General features: G+C 64.4%; 26 protein-coding genes. 16 read left to right on the plus strand and 10 right to left on the minus strand.

Annotation, left to right across the window (positions count from 1 at the left end):
• Positions 1-110 precede the first annotated feature (110 nt).
• The 6 genes from ACGYK9_RS05870 (at position 111) to gap (ending at position 7,205) form a co-directional block, all read left to right on the plus strand.
• Complete coding sequence (locus ACGYK9_RS05870) at positions 111-1,118, plus strand: BMP family protein (RefSeq protein ID WP_394413682.1); 1,008 nt, start codon at positions 111-113, stop codon at positions 1,116-1,118.
• On the plus strand, positions 1,119-2,666 hold the full coding sequence (locus ACGYK9_RS05875) for an ABC transporter ATP-binding protein (protein ID WP_394413685.1): 1,548 nt from the start codon (positions 1,119-1,121) through the stop codon (positions 2,664-2,666).
• Positions 2,656-3,705, plus strand: coding sequence for an ABC transporter permease (locus ACGYK9_RS05880; protein ID WP_394413688.1), 1,050 nt, complete (start codon positions 2,656-2,658; stop codon positions 3,703-3,705). The genes ACGYK9_RS05875 and ACGYK9_RS05880 overlap by 11 nt, the downstream gene beginning before the upstream one ends.
• The gene (locus tag ACGYK9_RS05885; RefSeq protein WP_394413691.1) at positions 3,705-4,649 is read left to right on the plus strand and encodes an ABC transporter permease; all 945 of its coding nucleotides are present in this window, start codon (positions 3,705-3,707) and stop codon (positions 4,647-4,649) included. Before ACGYK9_RS05880 ends, ACGYK9_RS05885 begins: the two co-directional genes overlap by 1 nt.
• Positions 4,650-4,775: 126 nt before the next feature.
• Positions 4,776-6,056 (plus strand): amidohydrolase family protein, encoded by a 1,281-nt coding sequence (locus ACGYK9_RS05890; protein WP_394413694.1) that lies wholly within the window; start codon positions 4,776-4,778, stop codon positions 6,054-6,056.
• Positions 6,057-6,203: 147 nt separating this feature from the next.
• On the plus strand, positions 6,204-7,205 hold the full coding sequence (gene gap, locus ACGYK9_RS05895; protein WP_394413697.1) for a type I glyceraldehyde-3-phosphate dehydrogenase: 1,002 nt from the start codon (positions 6,204-6,206) through the stop codon (positions 7,203-7,205).
• Between the two features lie 39 nt (positions 7,206-7,244).
• Here gap and ACGYK9_RS05900 read toward each other — a convergent pair whose 3' ends face one another.
• Positions 7,245-7,772, minus strand: a complete 528-nt coding sequence (locus ACGYK9_RS05900) for a winged helix DNA-binding protein (protein ID WP_067262160.1) — start codon at positions 7,770-7,772, stop codon at positions 7,245-7,247.
• A 196-nt stretch (positions 7,773-7,968) separates the two neighbouring features.
• On the opposite strand from ACGYK9_RS05900, the gene ACGYK9_RS05905 reads away from it, so the two are divergent.
• Positions 7,969-9,036: a Hint domain-containing protein gene (locus ACGYK9_RS05905; protein WP_394413700.1), complete on the plus strand. Its 1,068-nt coding sequence runs from the start codon at positions 7,969-7,971 to the stop codon at positions 9,034-9,036.
• A 36-nt stretch (positions 9,037-9,072) separates the two neighbouring features.
• Here ACGYK9_RS05905 and ACGYK9_RS05910 read toward each other — a convergent pair whose 3' ends face one another.
• A complete protein-coding gene (locus tag ACGYK9_RS05910; protein WP_394413703.1) occupies positions 9,073-9,642 on the minus strand; it encodes a TlpA family protein disulfide reductase in 570 nt (189 codons plus the stop codon).
• Between the two features lie 23 nt (positions 9,643-9,665).
• Between ACGYK9_RS05910 and argH the strand changes: the two genes are divergently transcribed.
• From argH to ACGYK9_RS05940, 6 genes are read left to right on the plus strand one after another with little or no spacing between them, the layout of a single operon-like run.
• Positions 9,666-11,057, plus strand: coding sequence for an argininosuccinate lyase (gene argH, locus ACGYK9_RS05915; protein ID WP_322329204.1), 1,392 nt, complete (start codon positions 9,666-9,668; stop codon positions 11,055-11,057).
• Positions 11,054-11,233, plus strand: a complete 180-nt coding sequence (locus tag ACGYK9_RS05920) for a hypothetical protein (protein WP_394413706.1) — start codon at positions 11,054-11,056, stop codon at positions 11,231-11,233. Before argH ends, ACGYK9_RS05920 begins: the two co-directional genes overlap by 4 nt.
• Before the next feature lie 8 nt (positions 11,234-11,241).
• Entirely contained in the window at positions 11,242-11,391 is a 150-nt protein-coding gene (locus ACGYK9_RS05925) for a hypothetical protein (protein ID WP_271691999.1), read from the plus strand.
• Positions 11,391-11,708 (plus strand): DUF2834 domain-containing protein, encoded by a 318-nt coding sequence (locus ACGYK9_RS05930; protein ID WP_067262174.1) that lies wholly within the window; start codon positions 11,391-11,393, stop codon positions 11,706-11,708. The genes ACGYK9_RS05925 and ACGYK9_RS05930 overlap by 1 nt, the downstream gene beginning before the upstream one ends.
• Positions 11,709-11,735: 27 nt before the next feature.
• The gene (gene lysA / locus ACGYK9_RS05935) at positions 11,736-13,001 is read left to right on the plus strand and encodes a diaminopimelate decarboxylase (protein ID WP_394413710.1); all 1,266 of its coding nucleotides are present in this window, start codon (positions 11,736-11,738) and stop codon (positions 12,999-13,001) included.
• 35 nt (positions 13,002-13,036) lie between these two features.
• The gene (locus ACGYK9_RS05940; RefSeq protein WP_394413713.1) at positions 13,037-15,589 is read left to right on the plus strand and encodes a DUF4175 domain-containing protein; all 2,553 of its coding nucleotides are present in this window, start codon (positions 13,037-13,039) and stop codon (positions 15,587-15,589) included.
• A 6-nt stretch (positions 15,590-15,595) separates the two neighbouring features.
• On the opposite strand, the gene ACGYK9_RS05945 is transcribed toward ACGYK9_RS05940, so the two are convergent.
• Positions 15,596-16,576, minus strand: coding sequence for a zinc-ribbon domain-containing protein (locus ACGYK9_RS05945; RefSeq protein ID WP_394413716.1), 981 nt, complete (start codon positions 16,574-16,576; stop codon positions 15,596-15,598).
• A 162-nt stretch (positions 16,577-16,738) separates the two neighbouring features.
• Here ACGYK9_RS05945 and ACGYK9_RS05950 point away from each other — a divergent pair, with 162 nt between their 5' ends.
• From ACGYK9_RS05950 to ACGYK9_RS05960, 3 genes are read left to right on the plus strand one after another with little or no spacing between them, the layout of a single operon-like run.
• Complete coding sequence (locus ACGYK9_RS05950; protein WP_067261931.1) at positions 16,739-17,416, plus strand: cell division ATP-binding protein FtsE; 678 nt, start codon at positions 16,739-16,741, stop codon at positions 17,414-17,416.
• Positions 17,413-18,321 (plus strand): cell division protein FtsX, encoded by a 909-nt coding sequence (locus ACGYK9_RS05955; protein ID WP_394413720.1) that lies wholly within the window; start codon positions 17,413-17,415, stop codon positions 18,319-18,321. The genes ACGYK9_RS05950 and ACGYK9_RS05955 overlap by 4 nt, the downstream gene beginning before the upstream one ends.
• Entirely contained in the window at positions 18,318-19,055 is a 738-nt protein-coding gene (locus tag ACGYK9_RS05960; RefSeq protein ID WP_394413723.1) for a lysophospholipid acyltransferase family protein, read from the plus strand. The genes ACGYK9_RS05955 and ACGYK9_RS05960 overlap by 4 nt, the downstream gene beginning before the upstream one ends.
• Positions 19,056-19,470: 415 nt before the next feature.
• Here the strand turns inward: ACGYK9_RS05960 and lpdA are convergent, their stop codons facing one another.
• The 7 genes from lpdA to ACGYK9_RS05995 all read right to left on the minus strand — a co-directional run bounded on the left by lpdA (position 19,471) and on the right by ACGYK9_RS05995 (position 26,899).
• Positions 19,471-20,859: a dihydrolipoyl dehydrogenase gene (lpdA, locus tag ACGYK9_RS05965; RefSeq protein ID WP_394413726.1), complete on the minus strand. Its 1,389-nt coding sequence runs from the start codon at positions 20,857-20,859 to the stop codon at positions 19,471-19,473.
• A gap of 93 nt (positions 20,860-20,952) precedes the next feature.
• Complete coding sequence (locus tag ACGYK9_RS05970) at positions 20,953-21,348, minus strand: MAPEG family protein (RefSeq protein WP_394413729.1); 396 nt, start codon at positions 21,346-21,348, stop codon at positions 20,953-20,955.
• Positions 21,345-21,608 carry a hypothetical protein gene (locus ACGYK9_RS05975; RefSeq protein ID WP_394413732.1) on the minus strand — a complete coding sequence of 88 codons (264 nt, stop codon included), beginning with the start codon at positions 21,606-21,608 and terminating at the stop codon, positions 21,345-21,347. Before ACGYK9_RS05975 ends, ACGYK9_RS05970 begins: the two co-directional genes overlap by 4 nt.
• Positions 21,609-21,619: 11 nt before the next feature.
• On the minus strand, positions 21,620-22,003 hold the full coding sequence (locus ACGYK9_RS05980) for an MAPEG family protein (protein ID WP_322329214.1): 384 nt from the start codon (positions 22,001-22,003) through the stop codon (positions 21,620-21,622).
• On the minus strand, positions 22,000-22,221 hold the full coding sequence (locus ACGYK9_RS05985) for a hypothetical protein (RefSeq protein WP_271689337.1): 222 nt from the start codon (positions 22,219-22,221) through the stop codon (positions 22,000-22,002). Before ACGYK9_RS05985 ends, ACGYK9_RS05980 begins: the two co-directional genes overlap by 4 nt.
• 130 nt (positions 22,222-22,351) lie before the next feature.
• The gene (odhB, locus tag ACGYK9_RS05990; RefSeq protein ID WP_394422439.1) at positions 22,352-23,935 is read right to left on the minus strand and encodes a 2-oxoglutarate dehydrogenase complex dihydrolipoyllysine-residue succinyltransferase; all 1,584 of its coding nucleotides are present in this window, start codon (positions 23,933-23,935) and stop codon (positions 22,352-22,354) included.
• A gap of 3 nt (positions 23,936-23,938) precedes the next feature.
• Positions 23,939-26,899, minus strand: coding sequence for a 2-oxoglutarate dehydrogenase E1 component (locus tag ACGYK9_RS05995; RefSeq protein ID WP_394413087.1), 2,961 nt, complete (start codon positions 26,897-26,899; stop codon positions 23,939-23,941).
• Positions 26,900-26,927 lie beyond the last annotated feature (28 nt).

Below are 26,927 nucleotides of genomic sequence, written 5' to 3' on the forward strand. Positions count from 1 at the left end.
CAGCACCACGCGCGTATTCGGAAAAGCTTGGGCTGACCTAGGGTCAGGAGAAGCTTGACAGGTAAAATATTTTATCAAACGGTAAAATACCTAACCAACGGGGGATAAAAATGACACAACGCAATTTCACACGCCGCTTCCTATTGGGCACGGCGGCCATGCTGGCGGGCGCCAGCCTTTTGCCGCAGGGCGCACTGGCCGCCGAGCCGATCAAGGTTGCGGGCGTCTACACCGTGCCGGTGGAACAGCAGTGGGTCAGCCGCATCCACAAGGCTGCCGAAGCAGCACAGGAACGTGGCGACATCGAGTATACCTTCACCGAGAATGTCTCCAACACCGACTACGCCCGCGTGCTGCGTGAATATGCCGAGGCCGGCAACCAGTTGATCGTGGGCGAAGTCTTCGGCGCCGAGGCCGAGGCCCGCGAGGTCGCCGCCGACTACCCCGAGGTCGCCTTCCTGATGGGCTCCAGCTTCAAACAAGACGAGGCGCTGTCGAACTTCGCGGTCTTCGACAACTATATTCAGGACGCGGCCTATCTTTCGGGCATCGTGGCGGGGTCGATGACCGAAAGCGGCAACATTGGCATGGTCGGCGGCTTCCCGATCCCGGAAGTGAACCGCCTGATGCATGCCTTCATGGCCGGCGCGCGTGAGATGAACCCCGACATCAAGTTCCAGGTGAGCTTCATCGGCTCCTGGTTCGATCCGCCCAAGGCCAAGGAAACCGCCTTCGCCATGGTCGAGCAAGGGGCCGACGTGCTCTATGCCGAGCGCTTCGGCGTCTCGGACGCGGCACAGGAGAAGGGCGTGCTGGCCATCGGCAACGTGATCGACACCCAAGCCGAATACCCCGAGACCGTCGTGGCCTCCGCCCTGTGGCATTTCGAGCCGACGCTCGATGCCGCCATCGCCGCCGTCAAGGCGGGCGAATTCAAAGCCGACGACTACGGCCGCTATTCCTTCATGTCCGAGGGCGGCTCCTCGCTGGCCCCGCTCGGTACCTTCGAGGGCAAAGTCCCGCAGGAGGCGCTCGACATGGTCAAGGAACGCGAGCAGGCGATCAAGGACGGCTCTTTCACCGTCGACATCAACGACGAAGAGCCAAAGTCCTCCTAAATGACCGATCAACATCCCGAGGCGCAGGTCGTTCTGCGCCTCGACAACATTACCAAGCGATTTGGCAAGCTCACCGCCAATGACGCGATCAGCTTTGATCTGCGGCAGGGCGAAGTCATTGCCCTGCTTGGCGAAAACGGCGCGGGCAAGACCACGCTGATGAATATTCTTTTTGGCCATTACACGCCGGACGAAGGGTTTGTTGAGGTCTTTGGCCAACGTCTGCCTGCCGGAAACCCGCGTGCCGCGCTGGCCGCGGGCGTGGGCATGGTGCACCAGCATTTCACGCTGGCCGACAATATGACCGTGCTGGAGAATATCGTGCTCGGCACCCGCTCGCTCTGGCGCCCCGGCTTTGGGCGCGCGCAGGCGCGGCAGCGGATTGTCACGCTAATGGACGACTACGGTCTGCGGGTCGACCCCGACGCGCAGGTCGGCAGCCTCAGCGTCGGCGAGCGCCAGCGGGTCGAGATCCTCAAAGCCCTCTACCGCGAGGCGCGCATTCTGATTTTGGACGAGCCCACCGCCGTCCTAACCCCGCAAGAGACCGACGACCTTTTTGCCACCATGCGCAAGGCGGTGGCGCTTGGCCTCTCGGTCATTTTCATTTCCCACAAGCTGCATGAGGTCATGGCGATCTCCTCCCGCGTCGTCGTGCTGCGCCACGGCAAGCTGGTGGCCGAGGCCAAGACAGCCGAGACAGACCGTGCCGCTATGGCGCAGATGATGGTCGGCTCCGAGGTCGCAGCTCCCGTGGTGCGCCGCGCCGACCCGGGCGCGGCACTGGTCACGCTCGCAGGCGTCTCTACGCCCGACATCGGCTCAGCGCCGGGGCTGAAGAACGTCGATCTCAACCTGCGCGCAGGCCAGATCACCGGGCTTGCCGGGGTCTCCGGCAACGGCCAAACCGCGCTTGCCGACCTTATCGGCGGGCTCATCCGTCCCGCCTCCGGTACATTTCACGTGAAAGGCGACGCGCCGCGCGGTTGGTCGCCCTATGCTGCCATCGGCGCAGGCATCGCCCGCATCCCCGAGGACCGGCACAAGACGGGCACCATCGCCGATTTCGACCTCACAGAGAACGCGGTGCTTGAGCTGTATTCCCGCCCCGGTTTCTCCCGTCACGGCTGGATGAACTGGCGCGCCGCGCGTGATTTCGCGGCCAAGATCATCAAGGGCTACGACGTGCGCTGCCCCGGCCCCGAGACCCGCATTCGCCTTTTGTCGGGCGGCAACATGCAAAAGCTGATCCTCGGCCGGGTGCTGGAAACCGCGCCTTCAGTGGTGCTGGCCAACCAGCCGGTGCGCGGCCTCGACATCGGGGCGCTCACCTACGTGCACGAACAACTCTTGGCCGCCCGCGACCGCGGGGCGGCGGTGCTCTTGATCTCCGAAGACCTCGACGAGGTCACGGCGCTGTCGGACGTGATCCATGTCATCTCGGAAGGCCGCCTTTCACCCGCCTTCGCCCGTGGCGCGCTCACCCCCGCCGAGCTTGGCGTCTGGATGGCGGGCGATGGATTCGAGGAGACGTCCCATGCGGCTTGAACCCGTCGCCAATCCCACATGGACCCGTTCGCTGGGCCTGCCCGCGCTGGCGCTTTTGGCCACGGTGGTCACAGCTTCGCTCTTGGCCATGGTCGCCGGTGCACAGCCGTTCTCGGTGCTGGGCCTGATCGTCAAAGGCGCCTTCGGCTCGAAGTTCGCGCTTCTGGAGACGCTCAACCGCGCCACGCCGCTGATCTTCACCGGCCTCGCCGTCGCCGTCGCCTTCCGCGCGAAACTGTGGAACATCGGCGCCGAGGCGCAGCTTTACATGGGCGCGGTGGTCACGGTCGTTCTGGGCACCGGCGCGCTGGCATGGCCCAGCGTTGCCCTGCTGCCCACGATTGCACTGGCCGCGATGCTTGCCGGCGCCGTGGTGCTGCTGGTCCCGACTTTTCTGAAAACCCGCTTCGGCGTCGATGAGGTCGTCACCACGCTTTTGCTGAACTTCGTCGTCCTGCTCTGGGTCTCCATGCTGCTCGAAGGCGCGTTAAAGGACCCGATGGGCCTCGGCTGGCCCAAATCCGCGCGCCTGATTGCCGAGGCCCGTTTGCCCCGCATGGTCGACGGGCTGCGCCTGCATTGGGGTTTCGGCCTCGCGCTCATTTCGGCCCTTGTCGTCTGGGTGATCCAACGCCGCACCACGCTGGGCTATGAGATGCGCGCCGTGGGCCTCAACCCAGCCGCCGCACGTTTCGCGGGCATCCCGGTGAACGCAGTGTTGATCAAGACGGCCCTGCTCTCGGGCGGCCTCGCCGCGCTTGCAGGCTTTTCCGAGGTGGCGGGGCTGAAGGGCAGCCTCACCTTGGATATCTCGCCGGGCTTTGGCTACACCGGCATCATCGTCGCCATGCTGGCGCTGCTGAACCCGCTGGGCGTGGTCGTCGCCGCGCTCTTCGTCGCGGGCATCTTCGTCGGCGCCGACAGCATGAGCCGCGCCGCCGGCGTGCCCACATACCTCGCCGACATCATGCTGGCGCTGGCGCTTTTGGCGATGGTGCTGGCGATCATGCTTACGAAATTCCGGGTAAGGCGCGACTGATGGATATTTTCGACATTCTCCTTCAGGCGAGCTTTTGGACCGCTGCCATTCGCATCGCCTCGCCGCTGATCTTCGCCGCTTTGGGCGAGTTGATCTGCGAGCGGGCAGGGGTGCTGAACCTCGGCATCGAGGGCATCATGGTCGTCGGCGCTTTCGCAGGCTGGCTTACCGTCTATCTCGGCGGCGGGCTGTGGTTCGGCGTGGCGGTGGCGATGCTCTCGGGCATGGCCTTCGGGCTGGTGCACGGCGTGCTCACGGTGCCTTTCGGCCTCAGCCAGCATGTCGTCGGCCTCGGTATTACGCTGCTGGCGACCTCGCTCACCTATTATTGCTACCGTCTGGCGCTGCCCGAGGTCACTTCGCCGCCCAAGATCGAAGCCTTCCAGCCGCTGGAAATCCCGCTTCTGTCCGACATCCCGGTGATCGGTCCCGCGCTCTTCAACCAGACCCCGCTGACCTATCTGGCCTTTGTGCTGGTGCTGGTGGTCACGCTGCTGCTCTACCGCACGCCCATGGGCCTCGCCCTGCGCGCGGCGGGGGAGAACCCGGCGGCGGTCGAGGCGCAGGGGCTCAGCGTCTCGGCGATCCGCATCGGGGCGGTGATGGTCGGCAGCGGGCTGATGGCCGTGGGCGGGGCGTTTCTGACCATGTCGGCCTTCAATTCGTTCTTCTTCGAGATGGTCAACGGCCGCGGCTGGATCTGCATCGCGCTGGTGGTCTTCGGCTCGTGGAAGCCGGGCAAGACGCTTCTGGGCGCGGTGTTGTTCGCCGCCTTCGATGCCCTGCAGATCCGGGTGCAGCAGACGCCGCTCGGCGCGGACATTCCCTATCAGATTTTCCTGATGGCACCCTATATCCTGTCGATCCTCGCACTGGTCGTCATGTCCCGCCGTGCGCAAGTGCCAGCGGCGCTGATGGTGCCGTTCAACAAAGGTGAGCGCTGAACGTCTCGCTATAGATCGCTAAGGGCTGCTCCCGGCCGCGGGTGGGGGTGAAGCCCCCGCCCGGGGGGGCGGCCGGGGGCTGCCCGGCCTGCGTCCGGGCGGGGCATAACTGAAAAGGACCAAACCATGTTCGACCTCATCATCAAAGGCGGCACATTTCCCGACGGCCGCACCTCCGACATCGGCATCCAAGCCGACAAGATCACCGCCATCGAAGACCTCTCGACCGCCGAGGCCCGCGAGACCATCGACGCCAGCGGCGACCTCGTCAGCCCGCCCTTCGTCGATCCGCATTTCCACATGGATGCCACGCTCAGCTACGGCACCCCGCGCATCAATGCCTCGGGCACACTTCTCGAAGGCATCGGCCTCTGGGGCGAACTCAAGGAGGTGATGACCCAGGACGAGGTCAAAGCCCGTGCGCTGGAATACTGCGACTGGGCCGCCTCGCTGGGCCTTCTGGCGATCCGCAGCCATGTCGACACCTGCGACGACCGGCTTCTGGGCGTCGAAGCCCTGCTCGACGTGCGCGAAACGGTGAAGGACTACATCGACCTGCAACTCGTCGCCTTCCCGCAAGACGGGCTCTACCGCGACCCCACGGCGCATGAGAACACCATTCGCGCCCTCGATATGGGTGTCGACGTGGTGGGCGGTATCCCGCATTTCGAACGCACCATGGCCGACGGTGCGCGTTCGGTTACCGCCCTTTGCGAGCTGGCCGCCGAACGCGGCCTCATGGTCGACCTCCATTGCGATGAGACCGACGACCCCCATTCGCGCCACATCGAGACGCTGGCCTATGAGACCCAACGCCTCGGCCTGCAGGGCAGGGTGGCCGGCTCGCATCTGACCTCGATGCATTCGATGGACAATTACTATGTCTCGAAACTGCTGCCGCTGATGGCCGAAGCGCAGGTCGCCGCGATCCCCAATCCCCTGATCAACATCACCCTGCAGGGCCGCCACGACAGCTTCCCGAAACGCCGCGGCCTGACGCGGGTGAAAGAGATGCAGGCCATGGGCATCGACGTCGGCTGGGGACAGGACTGCGTGATGGACCCGTGGTATTCCATGGGCACCGGCGACATGCTCGACGTGGCCTTCATGGGGCTGCACGTGGCGCAGATGACCTCGCCCGAGGAGATGCGCCGCTGTTTTGACATGGTAACGAATGTGAACGCGCGGATCCTCGGCTTGCAGGACTACGGGCTGCGCGTTGGTGCGACCGCCTCGCTGGTGGTGCTGGACGCGGGCAACCCGATCGAGGCGCTGCGCCTGCGGCCCGACCGGCTCTGCGTCGTGGCCAAGGGCCGCGTGATCTCACGCCAAGCGCGCAACGACGCGCGGCTCAGCCTGCCGGGGCGGCCCGACAGCGTGCGCCGCCGCCATAGCGCGCATTCGTAAAACCGGGCTGAAAACAGGCCCAAAATCGGCGCCTTGAAACCGGGTACCGATTTCCTACCTCTGGCCAATTGAACTCCATCACACCCAATGCTATGTTAGCGCTAACCGCGCCAATCCGCCCAAAACCGGGCCACCGGAGGACTCACCATGACCACTAAAATCGCCATCAACGGCTTTGGCCGCATCGGACGCTGCGTGCTGCGCGCGCTGATCGAGAACGGCTTTGACGGGATCGAAGTCGTTGCCATCAACGACCTGACCGATGCCGAGAACCTGCTGCACCTGCTGAAATACGACTCCGTCCATGGCCGCCTGCCGGTAGATGCGGAATTGAAGGACGGCACCCTGCATGTGGCGGGCCAGAGCATCCGCATGACGGCAGAGCGCGACCCGGCGATGCTGCCTTGGGGCGACGTCGATGTGGCCTATGAATGCACCGGTTTCTTCACCGCCCGCGAGGCGGCGGCGAAACATCTGGAGAATGGCAGCAAACGCGTGCTGATCTCGGCCCCCGGCAAGGGCGTGGACCGCACCGTGGTCTACGGCGTCAACCATGATGAGTTGACCGGCGAAGACGTGATCGTCTCCAACGCCTCCTGCACCACCAACTGCCTCGCCCCCGTGGCCAAGGTGCTGGACGATACTTTCGGGATCGAAACCGGCTATATGACCACGATCCACGCCTATACCGGCGACCAGCCGACCCACGACAGCCCGCACCGCGACCCCTATCGTGGCCGTGCCGCCGCCCTGTCGATGGTGCCCACCTCGACCGGCGCCGCCGCCGCGATTTCCGAGGTGATCCCGCATCTGAAAGGCGTGCTCGAAGGCTCCGCCGTGCGGGTGCCGACGGCCAATGTCTCGCTCGTGGATCTGTGCATCATGCCCAAGAAACCCGCCACGGCAGAGGCGGTGAACGCCGCGATGCAAGAGGCGGCCGATGGCGCGTTGAAAGGCGTGCTGGCCTATGAGCCCGCGCCGCTGGTCTCGACCGATTTCAACCATGACCCGCATTCCTCCACCCTCGCGCCCGATCAGACGCGGGTGACCGATGGCGGCATGATCCGCGTGGTCAGCTGGTATGACAATGAATGGGGTTTCTCGAACCGCATGAACGACACTGCGCGCGCCATTGCCGCGCTGATTTAAGCTATTGCCGGCGCGGGGGGCAGCCCTCGCGCCCGCGCTCTACAGCGAGGCCGCCGCGCGGCTCGCTTGGTCATATTGCCCCGACATCGCCCGAAGCTGCGCCGCAATCTTGCGCAGTTCCTCGCCCGAGATATCGGTCCGTGGCAAGCCATCCAGAAAACACGCCTGACGGATCGCGCGATAGGCTTCGCATAGCTCGGCACCCGCAGGCGAGGTGCGATAGAACACCTCCTTCCCGCGCTTCTCTGCGCTCAGCAATTCCGCCTTCACCAGCTTGCGAAGGGCGTAGTTCACCGTATGCGTGTCTTCGATGTTGAGCAGGAAGCAGATGTCCGTCAGCCGCTTCTCCCGGCCCCGGTGGTTGGCGTTGTGCAGCACGAGGATTTCCAGCGGCGTCAGATCGCCGTTCCCCGCCGCCGCCATGCAGCGCGACATCCAGCGGGTGAAGGCGTTATAGGCGATGATCATGCCGTATTCGAGTTCGGAGGCCTCCCAGCCATCGCCCTCGGCCAAGTGACGTGAAGAGACGATGCGGCGTGACGGGGTGGGGGGTACTTCTTCCGACATGCGGTGCCTCCGGCTGTTTGCCCGTTTAACGTTACCAAGACGTTGGCAATTTACAAGCGTTTCGCGGCGCTTCGCCGGTGCAGCAGGGGCAAAGATCAATTTGCAACAGGTTTACTTGCCACATTCACGCCATCTTTCGCGAGCGCCCCGCCTTTGCTAGGCTAACGGTAATAATAAAGAGGCAGGCAGAGCAGTTATGAAAACGGGCTTTCGGGGCACGTTTGTCATCAGCTGGTCGCAAACAGAGATCGACGGTCTGGAGGCCGCGCCGGTGCAGTCGCTCGAACTGGGCTCGGCCTGGGCGTGGCGCGGGGATACCATCCGGGTGGATGGGCCGAATGATGTGCTGCGGCTGGATATGGCGGATGGGGCAGAGCGGCTGCGCAAACGCGCGGCCCGCAAAGTGCAGCGCCTGATCGGGGCGGCACTAGAAGAGGGGGGCATGCTGCCGCCCGCGCCGCGGCGCGATCTGGGCACGGCCCCGCTGCCCGACGACAGCTTCATGGTTACCAATGGCGCGCGGACCTATACCGTCACCCTGATCGACGCAGGCCCGGGGCGGATGCCGCTGCTGATGTTCGTAGATGAGCTGCCCCCGCGCGACAGTGAACTTTGGGTGATGCATAGCACCCTGACCCCCGCACGCGATGACCGGCCCGAGCGCGGCGGGGTGATCTGTTTCACCCCCGGCACCCGCATTCGCACGCCGAAGGGCAGCGCCCTGATTGAAGAGTTGCGCGAGGGCGATCTGATCCAGACCAAGGACAATGGCGCGCAGCCGCTGGAGTGGATCGGCAGCCGCCGGATGACCGGCGCGCGGCTACATGCCATGCCGCATCTGCGCCCCGTGCGCTTCCGCCCCGGTGCCTTGGGGATTGGCCGGCCCGACGCCCCGCTGCTGGTCTCTCCCGACCACCGGATCGTGCTGCAAGGCGCTCAGGCCCGTGATCTGTTCAACTGTGACGAAGTGCTGGTCGCCGCCAAGGACCTGATCAACGGGCGCAGCGTGGCCAGCGATATGTCCCTGCGCGAGGTGACCTATGTCCATGTGTTGCTGGCCGAACATCAGGTGATGTGGGCCAATGGGGTCGAGACGGAAAGCTTTCATCCTGCCTCCGCCCCGCTGACCAGCCTTGGCACGCAGGACCGGGCGCGGCTGCTGGCCGCATATCCGCAGCTTGAGACGGACCCGCACAGCTATGGCGGTTTCGCGCGGCGCAATCTCAGCACTTCGGAGGCGGCGATCCTGCGGCATGTGGCGTGAGAGCCGGGCGCGGGCGCCCGACCGTTCGAGAGGCGCTTAGCTATCGGCGCCTTCTTCGATCAGGGCCGCGATGATCGCCCGCGCGCTCTCAGAGTCCCATTTCGCATCGCCCTGCAACCGGGCAATCTCGCGCCCTTCACGGTCTAGGATCACGCTGATCGGCAGGCCGAACACGCCCATCTGGCTGGCAAGCTTTTGCTTCGGGTCTTGGTGGCGGGGCAGGCTGTCGACGCCCGCTTCCTCGAAGAACCGTTTGATCCCTTCCTCAGAGTTGCGCCCCGTGGCGATGGTCAGCACCTGAAAATCATCGCCGCCGAATTCCTTTTGCAGGGCATTCAACTGCGGCATTTCCTTGCGGCAGGGCGCGCACCATGTGGCCCAGAAGTTCACCAGCACGATCTTGCCTTCGTAATCCGCCAGCGACATCGCCTCGCCATCGTCCTCACGCTCAAAGGTCACGTCAGACGCCGCCTGCGGCGCGTCGTGGATCACGAGTTTCTTCATGTCCCCTTCGCGCAGCCCCGCGATGTCAGCCGTTCCGGCAAGGGCGGGGTTTGCACCTGCGACAAGCAGCGTATAAACGAGGCCGAGCACAAGATTTTTCATACGTCCCTCCAAGGGTATTCAACATGACCGACACGACCTCGAACAAAATGTGGGGCGGGCGTTTCGCCGCCGGACCGGATGCGATCATGGAGGCGATCAACGCCTCGATCGGGTTCGACAAACGGATGGCCGCGCAAGACATCAAAGGGTCGCGTGCCCATGCCGCCATGCTGGCAGCCACAGGCATCCTGACTGATAACGACGCTGACGCGATACGGGAAGGGCTTCTCACAATCTTGTCAGAGATCGAAGAGGGCCGGTTCGAATTCTCTGCCGCGCTGGAAGACATCCACATGAACGTGGAGGCACGGCTGAAAGACCTGATTGGTGAGCCCGCAGGCCGCCTGCACACGGGCCGCAGCCGCAATGACCAAGTCGCCACCGATTTCAAACTCTGGGTGCGCGACCAATTGGACGCCGCCGACGAGGGGCTGCAAGCCCTGATCCGCGCGCTTTTGTCTCAGGCCGAAGCGGGGGCCGATTGGGTCATGCCGGGCTTTACGCATCTGCAAACCGCGCAGCCCGTGACATGGGGGCATCACATGATGGCCTATGTCGAGATGTTTGGCCGCGATCTGTCGCGCATCCGCGATGCGCGGGCGCGGATGAACGAATGCCCGTTGGGGGCCGCCGCACTGGCGGGCACCTCCTTCCCGATCGACCGCGAGATGACGGCAGAGGCGCTTGGTTTCGACCGCCCCGCCGCAAACTCCCTCGACGCGGTGAGCGACCGCGACTTCGCGCTGGAATTCATGTCAGCCGCCAGCATCTGCGCCATGCACCTGTCGCGCTTCGCCGAGGAACTGGTGATCTGGTCCTCCGCGCAGTTCCGTTTCGTGGCGCTGTCGGATCGTTTCTCGACCGGCTCTTCGATCATGCCACAGAAGAAGAACCCCGATGCCGCCGAGCTCATCCGCGCCAAGGTAGGCCGCATCTTCGGCGCGAACACCGCGCTGATGATGGTGATGAAGGGGCTGCCGCTGGCCTATTCCAAGGACATGCAAGAGGACAAAGAGCAGGTCTTTGACGCTGCCGACAACCTGATGCTGGCGCTGGCCGCGATGACCGGCATGGTGGGCGACATGACCGCCGAGCGCGAGAACCTTGCCGCTGCCGCGGGCTCGGGCTTCTCCACCGCGACCGATCTCGCCGACTGGCTGGTGCGCGTGCCGAACCTGCCGTTCCGCGACGCGCATCACGTGACCGGCACGCTGGTCGCCATGGCCGAGGCGCAGGGCTGCGATCTGCCGGACCTGACGCTGGAACAGATGCAATCGGTCCATGCCGAGATCACGGCGGATGTTTTTGATGTGCTTGGCGTCGAAAATTCGGTAAACTCGCGCATGTCCTATGGCGGCACCGCGCCTGCGCAGGTGCGTGCCCAGATCGCGCGTTGGAAGGAAATCCTGAAGTGAAACGCCTCCTTGCGGCCCTTTCCCTGTTGAGCCTTGCCGCTTGTGGCGCGGATGGCGAGCCGGTGCGGCCCACGGCGAGCAGCAACATCACCATGTCCTCGTCGGGCGTCTCGGTAGGCACGGCGGTGGGGCTGCGCCGGGGGCCGTTCTCCGTCTCGCTCGGGGCCGGGTCGTGAGGCCGCTGTTGCAGATCACACTGGTGGCCGGGGCGCTTGCCTTGGCCGCTTGCACCCCGCCGCAGTCCGCCCCACGGCAGGCCGCGCCGACACCGCCGACCGAGCCGGGGATCAGCCTGTCGGGCTATGCCACCGTCGGCGTGGTCAAGAGTTTCTGATGTCGCTTTTGCGGATGCTCTACCTCGCCCTCGCGGTCTGGGGCGCGGTGCATCCGATGTATTACTTCGTCACATGGTTCAACGCCGAAGGCTGGAGCCTGAGCGCCATGGTGGACGCATGGCACGCCAATGCCGCCGCCAGCGGGCTGGTTTGGGATCTGACCATTGCTGCCGTCACTTTGACCATCTGGATCATCGCCGAGGTCGCGGTGCGGCGCAATTTCCTCAGCCTGATTGCCATTCCCGCTACGTTCTGTATTGGGGTGAGCTGTGGCCTGCCGCTCTATCTTTTCCTGCGGACAGCGCCCATCAGATAAGCGGCGACGACATGGGGCCAAACGCAGATGGATCATTTTCTCTATAAAGACGGTGTGTTGCACGCCGAAGACGTAAGCCTGGCCGAGATTGCCGCCGCCGTGGGCACGCCCGTCTATGTCTATTCCACCGCCACGCTGCTGCGCCATTTCCACCTCTTCGACGACGCGCTGTCGGGGATGGACCATCTGGTCTGCTACGCGATGAAGGCGAACTCCAACCAAGCCGTTTTGCGCACATTGGCGCAGGCAGGCGCGGGGATGGATGTGGTCTCGGGCGGGGAATACCGCCGGGCCAAGGCGGCAGGGGTGCCGGGCGACAGGATCGTCTTTTCCGGCGTCGGCAAAACCCGCGAAGAGATCGAATTGGCGCTGACGGGCGGCATCCGCCAGTTCAACGTCGAGAGCGAGCCGGAGATGATCCTGCTGGACGTCGTGGCGCGTGAATTGGGCAAAGTGGCCCCGATCACCATCCGCGTAAACCCGGATGTGGACGCGAAAACCCACGCCAAGATCGCCACCGGCAAGAGCGAGAATAAGTTCGGCATCCCCATCGCCCGCGCCCGCGAAGTCTATGCCATGGCGGCCAAACTGCCGGGGCTCGAGATCATGGGCATCGACGTGCATATCGGCAGCCAGTTGACCGATCTCGCCCCCTTTGAGCAAGCCTATGGCAAGGTCGCGGAACTGACCGAGGTCCTGCGCGCCGATGGCCATGACATCCGGCGGCTCGACCTTGGCGGCGGCTTGGGCATCCCCTACGAGCGGTCGAATTCCGCCCCGCCGCTGCCCACGGATTACGGCGCGATGGTGCAGTGCACGCTGGGGCATCTGGGCTGCGAGGTCGAGATCGAGCCGGGCCGTTTGATCGCGGGCAACGCGGGCGTTTTGGTGAGCGAGGTGATCTATCTCAAATCCGGCGAGGGCCGCGATTTTCTGATCCTTGATGCCGCGATGAACGATCTGATCCGCCCTGCCATGTATGACGCATGGCATGACATCGTGCCGCTGAACGAACCCGCCCCGGGAGCCGAGCCGCGCCCCGTCGATATCGTGGGCCCGGTCTGCGAATCCGGTGATACTTTCGCCAAACAGAGGATGATGCCGGTGCTGGGCTCAGGCGATCTGGTGGCCTTCCGCTCTGCCGGGGCTTATGGCGCGGTGATGAGCAGCGAGTATAATTCGCGGCCCCTGATCCCCGAGGTGCTGGTGAACGGCGATCAATTCGCGGTTATCCGCCCACGGCCAAGCTTTGACGAAATGATAAACCGCGATACCATCCCTGAATGGCTTTGACGGCATCCCGCCGCCGGGCCACCGGAGCGTGACGCATGGAGACATCCACTGACAGGACAGACGGGCTGCGCGCTTTGCGTTGGCCCCTGCGGCTGACCTGGGCGGGGATGCTGGCCGAGGCGCTGGTGCAGGCGTTCTGGCCCATGCTGGCGCTGGTGCTGGCGGTGGTGGCAGCGCTGATGATGGGGGCGGAGGATGCTTTGGCGGGCGGCGCGCTTTGGGCGGTGCTGGCCGTCATCGGTCTTGCGGCCCTCTTTACTCTGATCTTTGCGCTGCGCCGTTTCAGTCTGCCATCCCGCGCGGCGGCGCTGGCGCGCTTGGATGCCAGCCTGCCGGGGCGGCCCATTCGGGCGCTCTTGGACGATCAGGCGATTGGCGCGGGCGATGCCGCCTCGGCGGCGGTCTGGCAGGCGCATCAGCGGCGCATGGCCGCGCGGGCGGCTGCGGCGAAGCCGGTGAAGGGCGATCTACGGGTCGCACAGGCCGATCCCTATGCGCTGCGCTATGTGGCTTTGCTTGGGTTCATCGTGGCGCTTGTCTTTGGCTCCGTCTGGCGGTTGGGCGAGGTGACGCATCTGGCCCCCGGCGGGGCGGGCGGCACGCTCGCCTCCGGCCCCGTTTGGGAAGGCTGGGCCGAGCCGCCGCGCCATACCGGCAAGCCGACGCTTTACCTCAACGATCTTGAAGCCGGGGTGCTGTTGCTGCCTGAGGGCACGCTAATTACCCTGCGGCTCTACGGCGAATTGGGCGCGCTGACGGTGGCAGAGACCGTGTCGGGCCGCGAAGTGGCGGCATCCTCGGAACCCGCGCAGGATTTCACCCTGCGCCAAAGCGGGGAGATCAGCATCGACGGGCCGGGCGCGCGGGCGTGGCAAATCACGCTTTTGCCCGATGCCGCGCCGCAGGTCGAACGGCTCGGCCCGCCTGAGGTGACCGCCTTGGGAGAGATGAGCCTGCCGTTCCTTGCGCGCGACGACTATGGCGTCGAAGCCGGGGAGGCGCGGATCAGCCTTGATCTGGCTTCTGTCGACCGCCGCTATGGTCTGACCGTCGACCCCGAGCCGCGGCCTGAGATCGTCGTGCCGCTGCCCATGCCGATCAGCGGCGACCGGCGCGATTTCGAAGAGACGTTGATCGAAAATTTCTCGAAACACCCATGGGCCAATCTCCCGGTGTCGCTGCAACTTTCGGTATTGGACGCCTCCGAACAGCAGGCCGTGACCGAGGTGAGCCGGTTGACCCTGCCGGGGCGGCGTTTTTTCGATCCGGCGGCAGCAGCGGTGATTGAGATGCGGCGCGATCTTTTGTGGTCGCGCGCCAATGCACCGCGCATCGCGCAGGTGCTGCGCGCCGTGACCTACGCCCCCGGGGATGACCTGCGCTCGGAGGTGACAGCACTGCGGCTCAAGCAGGTAATCCGGCGGTTGGAACTGCGGGCGCGCTACGGGCTGGACGAAGAGGTGCAGACCGAGCTGGCCGAAGACCTCTGGGCGCTGGCGATCGAATTGGAAGAAGGCGTGTTGGCCGATGCGCTTGAGCGGATGCGCCGCGCACAGGACCGGCTGAACGAGGCGATGAAGAACGGCGCCTCTCAGGCCGAAATCGCCGAGCTGATGGACGAGTTGCGCCGCGCCACCGAAGACTACCTTGAGCAACTCCAGCGGCAGCAGGCGCAGGAGGGCGCGGGCGAAGACCAGCAGCCGCAGGGCGAAGCGATGCAGATGACCCAAGACGATCTGCAACGCATGATGGACCGCATTCAGGAGTTGATGGAACAGGGCCGCATGGCCGAAGCCGCCGAGGCGCTGCGCCAGTTGCAGGAAATGATGGAGAACATGCGCGTCACCGAAGGCCAGCCGGGTCAGGGCGGCAATTCGCCCGGTGAGCAGGCGATGGAGGGGCTGTCGGACACGCTGCGTGAGCAACAGGGGCTGAGCGATCAGGCCTTCCGCGACCTGCAAGAGCAGTTCAATCCCGGCACCGGCGCGGGGGAGAGTGACGGCAACGAAGGCCGCAACGGCGGGCAGGGGCGCGGCGAGAGCCATGAAGGGCAGCGCGGGCAGGGCGGCCCCTCCGGTGAAGAAGGGGGCGAGGAAGGGCTGGCCGGACGCCAGCAAGCGTTGCGCGACGAGCTGCGCCGCCAGCAAGGGCGTTTGCCCGGGCAGGGCACGGCTGAGGGGGACGCGGCCCGTGACGCGCTGGACCGCGCGGGCGAGGCGATGGACCGCGCCGGAGAGGCGCTGCGCCGCGATGAACTGCCCGAGGCGATCGACAATCAGGCGCAGGCGATGGAAGCGCTGCGCGAGAGCATGCGCGCCCTCGGTGAAGCGATGGAACAGGAGCAACGCGCAGGCCAGCCGGGCCAAGGCACGGCAGAGGGCGGCGATCAGCGTGGCGAGGGGCGCGATCCGCTTGGGCGGGAGCAGGGCGGCAGCGGGGCCAATAGCTCGGATGCACCGCTGGCGCAGGGGCCGGACGATCAGGGCCGCGCGCGGCGGTTGCTGGACGAAATCCGCCGCCGCTCGGGCGAGGCGGAGCGGCCCGAGGTCGAGCGGGATTACCTTAACAGGCTGTTGGATCGGTTCTGATCGGGGTTAGCCCTGAGATTGGGTCGCCACGGTGTCGAGCCAGACCAGCAGGTCTTGCAACTGCCCGTCGAGCCAGAGCCGCGCATCGTCCATCCATGCCACATAGGACGACAGATAGGGATCGGCCTGCGGCAGGGACTGCGCGATCTCGGGCGCGTAGACATAGACCGCCGCGAGGATGGCGGCCAATACGATCATTATAGTGAAACCGCGCATGAACCCGCCGGATTTCTGCGGCTTTTCGGGGCGGTCGAGCGCGGCGGTGGGGGTGGGCCCGGCCTGCGCGCCCTCTTGCCCGTCATGGCGCAGGGTCGAGTTAATTTCTTCGATATCGGGCAGAAGATCGCGGCGCGAGGCGCTGCCATAGGCGTCGACCTCGCTTTCCGGGACCGGCTCTCCGCGCATCTTGGCCATGCGCAGGCGCGCCTCATGGGCGCGGCGGGCGTCTTCATCCTCGGGCACATGGTCTTCCGCCGCAATCTCAGCCCTTGGCTGCGGCTGGGGCCGGGGCGCGTCGTCTAGGCCAAGGTCCGGCTGGCTTTCCAGCGGTTCCGACTGGCGGCGGCGGCGGGCTTCTTGCTCTGCCGCGGCCTCTTGACGGAGGATTTCCGCGATGGCGGGGTCGAGGGGGCGGCGCACCGGCGCGGCGGGAGCGGGTTGGGGCGTTTCCTCCTCGGGGTCGAATTCGTCTTCGAAGTCGTCGTCTTGATCGTCTTCGAAGGGCGCGTCTTCCTCTTCATCGCCGAAGGGCTGCAAATCGGGCAGGCTGGCCGCTGCGGCGGCTTCCGTGTCCTCATCCGAGCCGCGCTGCTTCATCCGCATCACGTCGTCGGCGAAATCATCCTCTTCGGCCTCTGGCGCATTGTCGGGGTGATGCTGGAACCACGTCTGCCCGCAGTTGGAACATTGCACATCACGCCCCGCCGCCGGCATCACATCGTCGGGGACTTCGTATTGCGCGTCGCAGTTGGGGCAGATCAGCCGCATGGTCATTCCTGGGTTCGTTCGGTGCTCTGAGATCGTAACGGGCAGCATATGTCCTAGAATAACGTAGGAAAAGTGATATCTGGGCAGGGTGCTGGGGTTCTGAGTGATTGAATCCTTTCCGGTGCTGAGGCACAACAGGTCGAAGTTTTTTAAGGTGGATGCGTGATAGAGCTCGAAAATGTGGCCTACAGCTATGGCGGGGGCGAATTGCTGTCCGACATCACGCTGAAACTCGCCCCCGGATCCTTCCATTTTCTGACCGGCCCCTCGGGCGCGGGCAAGACCACCTTGATGAAGCTCTGCTACGGGGCGCTTTTGCCCACGGCGGGGCATCTGCGGATGTTCGGGCAAGACGTGCGCGGGCTGGGGCGCGATGACATCGCGCTGATGCGCCGCCGCGTCGGCGTGGTGCATCAGGACGTGAAATTCCTCGATCACCTCCCGCTGACCGAGAATGTGGCCCTGCCGCTGAATGTCTCGGGCCGTGGGGCCGAGGCGGGGGGCACGGATCTGGAAGAGTTGATGTCTTGGGTTGGCCTCACCAACCGCGCCGACGCCCTGCCGCCTGAGCTCTCGGGCGGGGAGCGGCAGCGGGCCGCCTTGGCACGTGCGGTGATCATGTCGCCCGATGTGATCCTCGCCGATGAGCCGACGGGGAACATCGACTGGGAGATGTCCCAGCGGCTGCTGCGGCTGCTGATCGAGTTGAACCGCATGGGCAAGACCGTGTTGATCGCCACCCATGATCTGGGCCTCATCCGCGCCACCAAAGCGCATGTGCAGGCCCGCGTCTTGCGCATCGCGAACCGGCGCATTCAACTGGCGGGGGCGGATCTGTGAAGCGCTTCGATCTGGGCGCCCTGCGCGCGATTTTCAAAGGCGACCGGCAGGCCGACCGCGTGGTGCCGCCTTCGGGGTTCACCGCGCAACTGACGCTTTTCGCAGCGGGGGCGATGGCCTTTCTGGCGGTTTTTGCCTTGGCGCTGTCGCTGGCCTCGGGCCGTTTGGCGCAGGTCTGGGGGCAGGAGTTGGCGCAGTCGGCGACGGTGCGGATCGTGGCGCCGCTGGATCAACGCGCGGCCCAGACGGATGCGGCTTTGAAGGTGTTGCAGACGACCAAGGGCGTGGCTTCGGCCCGTGCCCTGACGGATGCGGAGCAGGAAGAGCTGCTCGCCCCGTGGTTCGGCCCGGAATTGGCGATGGAGAACCTGCCGGTGCCGCGCCTGATCGAAGTGGTCGAGGAAGGCGAGGGGTTGGACCCTGTTGGATTGCGCCTGCGCCTGTCGGCTGAGGTGCCGGGCGCGGTGTTGGACGATCACAGCCGTTGGCGCGCGCCGCTGGTCGCGGCGGCGAGCCGTTTGCGCCTTTTGGGCTGGATTTCGACGCTGCTGATCGGGGCTGCGGTGGCCGCGATGGTGACGCTTGCCGCGCAAGCGGCGCTTGCGGCCAATGCGCAGGTGATCGCGGTGCTGCGGCTGGTGGGGGCGACCGATGATTATATCGCGCGGGCCTTCATTCGCCGTTTCACCCTGCGCGCGCTGCTGGGTGCGGCGGCGGGCACGGCTTTGGGCATGATCGCGGTGGTGTTGCTGCCTGACGCGGGCGAGGCAGGCGGATTTTTGACCGGCTTGGGCTTCCAAGGCTGGCATTGGGCCGTGCCGCTGATGGTGCCGTTCCTCGTCGGCGCGGTCGCCTTTGCCGCCACCGGGGCTGCCGCGCGGCGTACATTGAGGGAGTTGACATGAAGCTGCTGCAATGGGTCCGCTCGATCCTCTATATCGTGCAGGTGACCGTGGCGATGCCGGTGATCGGGCTGGCCTTCGCGCCTTGGGCGATGTTCTCCAAACGCGGGGCCTATGCGGGCTGCAAAGCCTATGCCGCTTGGGCCATGTGGACGGCGCGTTGGCTGATCGGCTTGCGCTGCGAAGTGCGCGGCCAAATCCCCGAGGGTGAGGTTCTGATCGCGGCCAAACATCAGTCTTTCCTCGATATCATCATGATCTTCCACGCCCTGCCGCGGGCCAAGTTCATCATGAAACGCGAGGTGCTTTGGACGCCGGTGATCGGGCAGTACACCAAGCGGATGCAGATGATCGCCGTGAACCGGGGCAAGCGCGGGCAGGCGATCACCAAGATGATGGAAGACGTGAACGCGGGCCGGGTGGAGCCGGGGCAGATCGTGATCTATTCCCAAGGCACCCGTGTCGCCCCGGGGCTGAGCGCGCCTTACAAAGTCGGCACGGCGGTGCTTTACGATCAACTGGGGCAGGTCTGCGTGCCTGCGGCGACCAATGCGGGCTACTTCTGGCCACGCCGGGGCCTCTACCGCCGCCCGGGCTTGGCCGTGGTGGAGTTTCTGGAGCCGATCGAGCCGGGGCTGGACAAGCGCACCTTCATGGCGCGGTTGGAACAGGAGGTGGAGAGCCATTCCGACGCGCTGCTGCGCGAGGCGGGGTGGCGGCCTGCGGAGGCAGGGTAGGCGCGGGGGGCTCGCTTTTTTGGTCTTCGAGGGGCTCTCGGAATGACCCGCCCGGCCGCAGGCCGGGCAGCGCCGACCCGCCCCCCTGGGGCGGCGCTTTCAGCACCACCCCGCGGGTCGGCGCTGCCCTTTGCGATTGGTCGGCATGCCGTAGTGCCCGCTGAAACGATGGTTTCGCTGGACGCAAACTCAGAAATTTAGGAAGCCGTTGAAAGTGGCGGCGCCGCCGAGGGTGGTGGAAAAGACAGGCGTCACCCTGCATGTCTCTACGTATCGACATGACCCGCGAGGGGCCTCGTCTTCCGTGAATGTCGCGACGGGGGAGGTTGTAGGGCAGGGATGTTAACGCGCGATAGCCGCAGCGAGCGCCGCCTGCGCAACGAAAAGGGGCGGACCCTTGGCCCGCCCCGTCGTCTTACATGTGGATCGGCCCGTCGCCGCAGGCCAGTGCGGCTTCGCGCACGGCTTCGGAATAGGTCGGGTGCGCGTGGCAGGTCATCGCCAGATCCTGCGCCGAGGCACCGAATTCCATCGCCACGCAGACCTCGTGGATCAGATCGCCCGCGCCGGGGCCGATGATGTGGCAGCCGAGGATGCGGTCGGTCTCCTTATCCGCGATGAGCTTGACGAAACCGTCGCCGGCAAAGACCGCCTTGGCCCGCGCGTTGCCCATGAAGGAGAATTTGCCGACCTTATAGGCCCGGCCCGCTTCCTTCAGCGTCGCCTCGGTCTCGCCCACGCTGGCGACCTCCGGGTGGGTGTAGATCACGCCGGGGATCACGCCGTAGTTCACATGGCCATGCTTGCCCGCGATCACTTCGGCGGCGGCCATGCCTTCGTCCTCGGCCTTATGGGCCAGCATCGGGCCTTCGATCACGTCGCCGATGGCATAGACGCCTTTGACAGAGGTCTCCCAATGCTCGTTGACGGCGATCTGGCCGCGCTCGGTCATCTTGATGCCGAGATCGTCGAGCTCCATGCCTTTGATCACCGGCTTGCGGCCTGTGGCGACGAGCACGGCATCGGCTTCAATCTCATGTTCGCTGTCGTCCTTGCGGAGCTTGTAGCTGACCGTGGCCTTGCCTTTGGCGACTTCGGTCTTCTGCACGGCAGCGCCCATGACGAAGTTCAGCCCTTGCTTTTTCAGCATGCGTTGGAAGGTCTTTTGCACCTCGGGGTCCATGCCGGGGGTGATCACGTCGAGATATTCGACGACCGTAATCTCGGTCCCCAGACGCGCGTAAACGCTGCCCAGTTCCAGCCCGATCACGCCTGCGCCAATCACCACCATCTTCTTGGGGATCTGGCCCAGTTCCAGCGCGCCGGTGGAGGTTACGACGGTCTTCTCATCGACCTCGACGCCCGGCAGCCCCGCGGGCTCAGAACCGGAGGCGATGATGATGTTCTTGGCCTCATGGACCTCATCGCCGACCTTGACCTTGCCCGCTTCGGGGATCGAACCCCAGCCCTTGAGCCAGTCGATCTTGTTCTTCTTGAATAGGAATTCGATGCCCTTGGTGTTGGTCTCGATCGTCTTGTCTTTGTAGGTCAGCATCTGCTTCCAATCGACGGTCGGCGCTTTCGCCTTCAGACCCATCTCTTCGAAATTATGCTCGGCCTCATGCAGCATATGCGTGGCGTGGAGCAGCGCCTTGGAGGGGATGCAGCCCACGTTGAGGCAGGTGCCCCCGAGGGTCTCACGGCCTTCGACACAGGCGGTTTTCAGGCCCAGTTGCGCGCAACGGATGGCGGCGACATAGCCGCCGGGGCCGGAGCCGATCACGATGACATCATAGCTCGACATGGGGGTCTCCTTAGCAGTCGGGTGGTGCAGGCAAGGTATGAGGCGCGGGTTTCAGGTGCAAGCGCCGCTGCCTGCGGGTGTTTGAGGATAGGGTTAAATGAGGGCCGCCAGCAGCATCAGCATGGTCGCGGCGAAACCGACGATCCAGATGAACGACCGATGCGGGCGCAGGCCAAGCGCATAGGCGGGAACATAGAGCAGCCGGGCGATGAGATAGACCCAAGCGCAGGCGGCGGTGAAGGCGGTGTTTTGGGCCGACATCTGCACCACGCCCACGGCGATGCCGAAAAGGATCAGCCCTTCGAAATGGTTGTCGAGCGCACGGCCCAGACGGGCGGTGCGGTCGCTCATCGCGCGCGACGGCTCACGGTCGCGCGCCGACATGGTGTAGCCGGGGCCAAGCTCACGGTTGGCGGGCACGGCGTAGAGCACGAATTGCACCCCTTGCAACAGAGCCGCGAGGGTCAGGACGGTCAGCTCGGCGCTCATGCGGATTTCACGAAATAGGCGGTGGAACTGGTCACGGTGCCCTTGTCATCGCTGCTGAGCGCATCGGACCGGGTGAGCCAGTCATCGGCCTTTTTGCGGTCGTTCACATCCAACAGGACAGAGGCTTTCGTGCCGCTGTCGGCATGTTGCCAGATTTGCAGCACCGAGAGCCCCGCATTGCGCCGCGCCTCGGCATCGGCGTCGAATGCGTCTTTCCAAGCGGCGAAATCGGTGACGTCGAAGTGGCAGATCATCTGCATGGGAATGCCTTTCAGAGCGCGTGGAAATAAAGAACGGCGGTGGCGGCATAGCCTGCGAGCCACGCCAGCGTGCGGATCGTCGGCACGCCGAGGGCGTAGACGATCAAATAGATGATCCGCGCCAGCAAAAAGACCTGTGCGGCGAGCAAGGTGGCGCTGTTGTTGCGGCCCATGATCTCGACCAGCAGCACGGCGGGGGCGAAGATCGCCATGGCCACGACGGAGTTATCAAGCGCGCGGCCCAGACGGGCGGTCATGCCAGTGGTGGTGCGCGTCTCGTCGCGCGAGGACATCAGGTAGCCCATCGAGAGTTGCCGGGTCGCGCCCAGCACCTGCAAGAGGATCGTCAGCATGACCAGAAGGCCATAGGCGGCGAGGAGGGTTGTTTCGGTCATTTCTTTAGCTCCACATGAGGAGCCAATCGCATACCTTTTCGAATCTCGGTGCCATATGATTTCGGTACTCTTGCGAGCTCACAGATCTCTTGAATGTTCTGGCCTTTGAGTTGCTCGGCAAACTCAATCCCGAAGAGGTGAATCGACACGACCACCTGTCGTTCTGCGGCATTGTGATATCGATCGGCAAATGTATTGGCTAAATCTGCGGTTCTCATGGCCTTCTCCTTAAATAGAATGATGCAACAACTTCAGACTACATAATTCGATCTGAAACTTCGCCTATCATTCTTCTAAGAGCGACGGGCCGTATAGCGATAGGGCGGGGGTCGCCCCCCGCCCATAGTATCACAGATCCATCAACAGACGGCGCGGATCTTCCAGCATCTCTTTGACGCGGACGAGGAAGGTCACAGCACCTTTGCCGTCGATCAGGCGGTGGTCGTAGCTCAGCGAGATATACATCATCGGACGGATCACGACCTCACCGTTGATCGCCATCGGGCGGTCCTGGATCTTGGCCATGCCGAGGATGCCGGACTGCGGCGGGTTCAGGATCGGCGCGGTCATCAGCGAGCCGTAGACGCCGCCGTTGGAGATGGTGAAGGTGCCGCCGGTCATGTCGGCCATGGTGAGCTTGCCGTCACGGGCTTTCTTGCCCATGGCGTTCACGGCCTTCTCGATCTCGGCAAAGGACATCGCGTCAGCGTCCTTGATCACCGGCACCACGAGGCCCGTGGGCGTGCCTGCGGCGACGCCCATGTGGACGTAGTTCTTGTAGATCACGTCGGTGCCGTCGATCTCGGCGTTGACCTCGGGGATCTCTTTCAGCGCGTGGCAGCAGGCCTTGGTGAAGAAGGACATGAAGCCCATCCGCACGCCGTGCTTCTTCTCGAAGTCGGCCTTGTAGGCGTTGCGCAGGGCCATGACCTCGGTCATGTCGACCTCGTTGAAGGTCGTCAGGATCGCGGCGGTGTTCTGCGCTTCCTTCAGGCGGCGCGCCATAGTCTGCTTGAGGCGGGTCATCTTGACGCGCTCTTCGCGGGCGGCGTCATCGGGGGCGGAGGCAGCGCGGGGTGCTGCGGGTTTCGCCTCGGCTTTCGGCGCGGAGGCGCCTGCGGCCACGGCTTTGGCCACGTCTTCCTTCATCACGCGACCGTCACGGCCCGAACCTGTGACCTGATCGCGGCTGATGCCCGCTTCGGCCATGGCTTTCTTGGCCGAGGGCGCGTCTTCGACGTCCTTGCCGCCGGCGGATTTGGTCTCGGGCGCGGCCCCGGCGCCGGACTTGGCGTCTTCGCCTTTCGGCGCGGCAGCGCCAGCACCGGAGGACAGGACGGCCAGCGTGGCCGAAGCCTCGACGGTGGTGCCTTCGTCGGCGAGGATTTCAGCCAACACGCCCGCAGCGGGGGAGGGCACTTCGACGCTGACCTTGTCGGTCTCAAGCTCGCAGAGCATTTCGTCCTGTTCGACCTTGTCGCCGACTTTCTTGAACCACGTGCTGACGGTGGCCTCGGTCACCGACTCGCCCAGTGTCGGCACCTGTACGTCGATGCTGTCGCCCTCACGGGCAGCCACATCGGCGGAGCCTGCGTCGATCGATTTGGGCGCATCGCCGCCGCGGTCGGATTGCGACACGGCCTGTTCGTCCTGCGCGGCTTCCTTGGCTTTGGGCGCCGCGGCAGAGCCGCTGTCGCCTTCGCTGACATTGGCCAGAAGGGCATCGACACCCACGGTGTCGCCTTCCTGCGCCACGATCTCGCTCAGGGTGCCAGCGACGGGGGAGGGCACCTCGACAGTCACCTTGTCGGTTTCCAACTCGCAGAGCATTTCATCCACCGCGACGGTATCACCGGGTTTCTTGAACCATGTGGCAACGGTGGCTTCTGTGACGGATTCGCCCAGCGTTGGGACGCGTACTTCGCTTGTCATGGTTTACTTTCCTTTGATGGTCAGCGCCTCGTCAACGAGGGCGGCTTGTTGTGCTTTGTGCTGGCTGGCCAGACCCGTGGCGGGCGAGGCCGAGGTGGCGCGGCCCACATAGGAGGCGCGGCCATGTTTCGCGTCGATGCGGCCCAGAACCCATTCGATATTGGGCTCGATGAAGGACCATGCACCCTGGTTCTTGGGCTCTTCCTGACACCAGATCATCTCGGCCCCTTTGAAGCGTTCCAGCTCCTTCACGGCGGATTGCGCGGGGAAGGGGTAGAACTGCTCGAAGCGCAGGAGGTAGACGTCGTCGATGCCGCGGGCGTCGCGCTCTTCCAGCAGGTCGTAATAGACCTTGCCCGAACACATCACCACGCGCTTGATCTTGTCATCCGCGACCAGTTTGGTGTCGGAGTTGCCCTTTTCGGCGTCATCCCAGAGCACCCGGTGGAAGCTCGAACCGGTGGTGAATTCATCGGCTTTGCTGATGGCCAGCTTGTGGCGCAGCAGCGACTTGGGCGTCATCAACATCAGCGGCTTGCGGTAGCTGCGGTGCAGCTGGCGGCGCAGGATGTGGAAGTAGTTGGCGGGCGTGGTGCAGTTCGCCACGATCCAGTTGTCGCCGCCGCACATGGTGAGGAAACGCTCCAGACGGGCCGAGGAGTGCTCGGGCCCCTGACCTTCGTAGCCATGCGGCATCAGGCAGACGAGGCCCGACATGCGCAGCCATTTGCTTTCACCGGAGGAGATGAACTGGTCGAACATGATCTGCGCGCCATTGGCGAAGTCGCCGAACTGCGCTTCCCAAAGCGTCAGCGCATTGGGTTCGGCCAAAGAGTAGCCATATTCAAAGCCCAGCACCGCATATTCGCTGAGCATGGAGTCGATGACTTCGTACTCGGCCTGACCTTCGCGGATGTGGTTCAGCGGGTAGTAACGGTCTTCGTTCTCTTGGTTGATGAAGGCCGAATGGCGTTGGCTGAAGGTGCCGCGCGTGCTGTCCTGACCCGACAGACGGACCTTGTAGCCCTCGGTCAGCAGGGAGCCGAAGGCGAGCGCCTCAGCCGTGGCCCAGTCAAAGCCCTCACCGCTTTCGAACATCTTCTTTTTCGCGTCGAGCAGACGACCGATGGTTTTGTGCAGCGGGAAGCTGTCGGGCGCGGTGGTGATCGCCTTGCCGACATCTTGCAGCGTTTCGGGGGCGATGGCGGTTTTACCGCGCTGGTAGGACTTGTTCTTTTTGTCCATGCCGGACCATTTGCCGTCCAGCCAGTCGGCCTTGTTCGGGCGGTAGTCTTTTCCGGCTTCGAACTCATCATTCAGATGGTTCTGGAAGGCGGTCTTCATGTCTTCGATCTCACCCTCGGGGATCAGACCGTCGGCCACCAGACGCGAGGTATAAAGGCTCAGCGTGGTTTTCTGTTTCTTGACGCTCTTGTACATCACCGGGTTGGTGAACATCGGCTCATCGCCTTCGTTGTGACCAAAGCGGCGGTAGCAGAAGATATCGATGACCACGTCCTTGTGGAACTTCTGGCGGAACTCGGTCGCGACGCGGGCGGCATGGACCACGGCCTCCGGGTCATCGCCGTTGACGTGGAAGATCGGCGCCTCGACCACAAGCGCGTTGTCGGTCGGATAGGGGGAGGAGCGCGAGAAATGCGGCGCGGTGGTAAAGCCGATCTGGTTGTTTACCACGATATGCATGGTGCCGCCGGTCTTGTGGCCCTTGAGGCCCGAAAGCGCGAAACATTCTGCCACGACACCTTGGCCCGCAAAAGCCGCGTCACCGTGCAGCAGCACGGGCATGACGGCGGTGCGGTCCTCGTCGTTGAGCTGGTCCTGCTTGGCGCGGACCTTGCCCAGCACCACGGGGTTCACCGCCTCAAGGTGGGAGGGGTTCGCGGTGAGCGACAGGTGCACGGAGTTGCCGTCAAACTCACGGTCCGAGGAGGCGCCGAGGTGGTATTTCACATCGCCCGAGCCATCCACATCGTCAGGCTTGAAGCTGCCGCCTTGGAATTCGTTAAAGATCGCGCGGTAGGGCTTCTGCATGACATTGGCGAGAACCGAGAGGCGGCCCCGGTGCGGCATGCCGATGACGATGTCCTTGACGCCCAACTGGCCGCCGCGCTTGATGATCTGCTCCATCGCCGGGACAAGGCTTTCGCCGCCATCAAGGCCGAAACGCTTGGTGCCCATGTATTTGACGTGCAGGAACTTTTCAAAACCTTCGGCTTCGACCAGCTTGCTCAGGATCGCCTTGCGGCCTTCCTTGGTAAAGGCGATTTCCTTGCCGTAGCCTTCGATCCGCTCTTTCAACCAACCGGCCTGCTCGGGATCGGAGATATGCATATATTGCAGCGCGAAGGTGCCGCAGTAGGTCGAGCGGACGATGCCGACGATCTGCTTCATAGTGGCCACTTCGAGGCCCAGCACATTGTCGATGAAGATCGGGCGGTCCATGTCCGCATCGGTGAAACCGTAGGACTTGGGGTCAAGCTCGGGCTGTTCGCCCATGTCGCGCATACCCAGAGGGTCGAGCGTCGCGGCGAGGTGGCCACGGATGCGGTAGGCGCGGATCAGCATGAGCGCGCGGATGCTGTCGAGCACGGCGGCGCGGATTTGATCGTCGGAAACGGGAACGCCCTTTTCCTCGGCCTTTTTCTTGATCTTCTCGCCTGCGGCCTTCGCCTCGGTCGGTTCGGGCCAGACGCCGGTCAGCGCGCCCATCACCTCGCTTTGGGGGGCGGGGGGCCAATCGGGGCGCGCCCAAGAGGGGCCAGCGGCCTCGGCCTGCGCGGTTTCGGCGTCATCGCCCATCGCCGCAAAGAACGTTTGCCATGCCTCGTCAACCGCGTTGGGATCATTGGCATAGCGGGCGTACATCGCCTCAAGATATTCCGCGTTGTCGCCTTCCATAAAGGAAGATGCGTGGAATTGTTCGTTGGCGGGTTGGTCGGTCATTGGGTCACCTTTGTTCGGCGGGGCAGAC

It is taken from the genome of Sulfitobacter sp. 1A15258 (assembly GCF_043557045.1).
GTDB classification, from domain to species: Bacteria; Pseudomonadota; Alphaproteobacteria; order Rhodobacterales; family Rhodobacteraceae; genus Sulfitobacter; species Sulfitobacter faviae.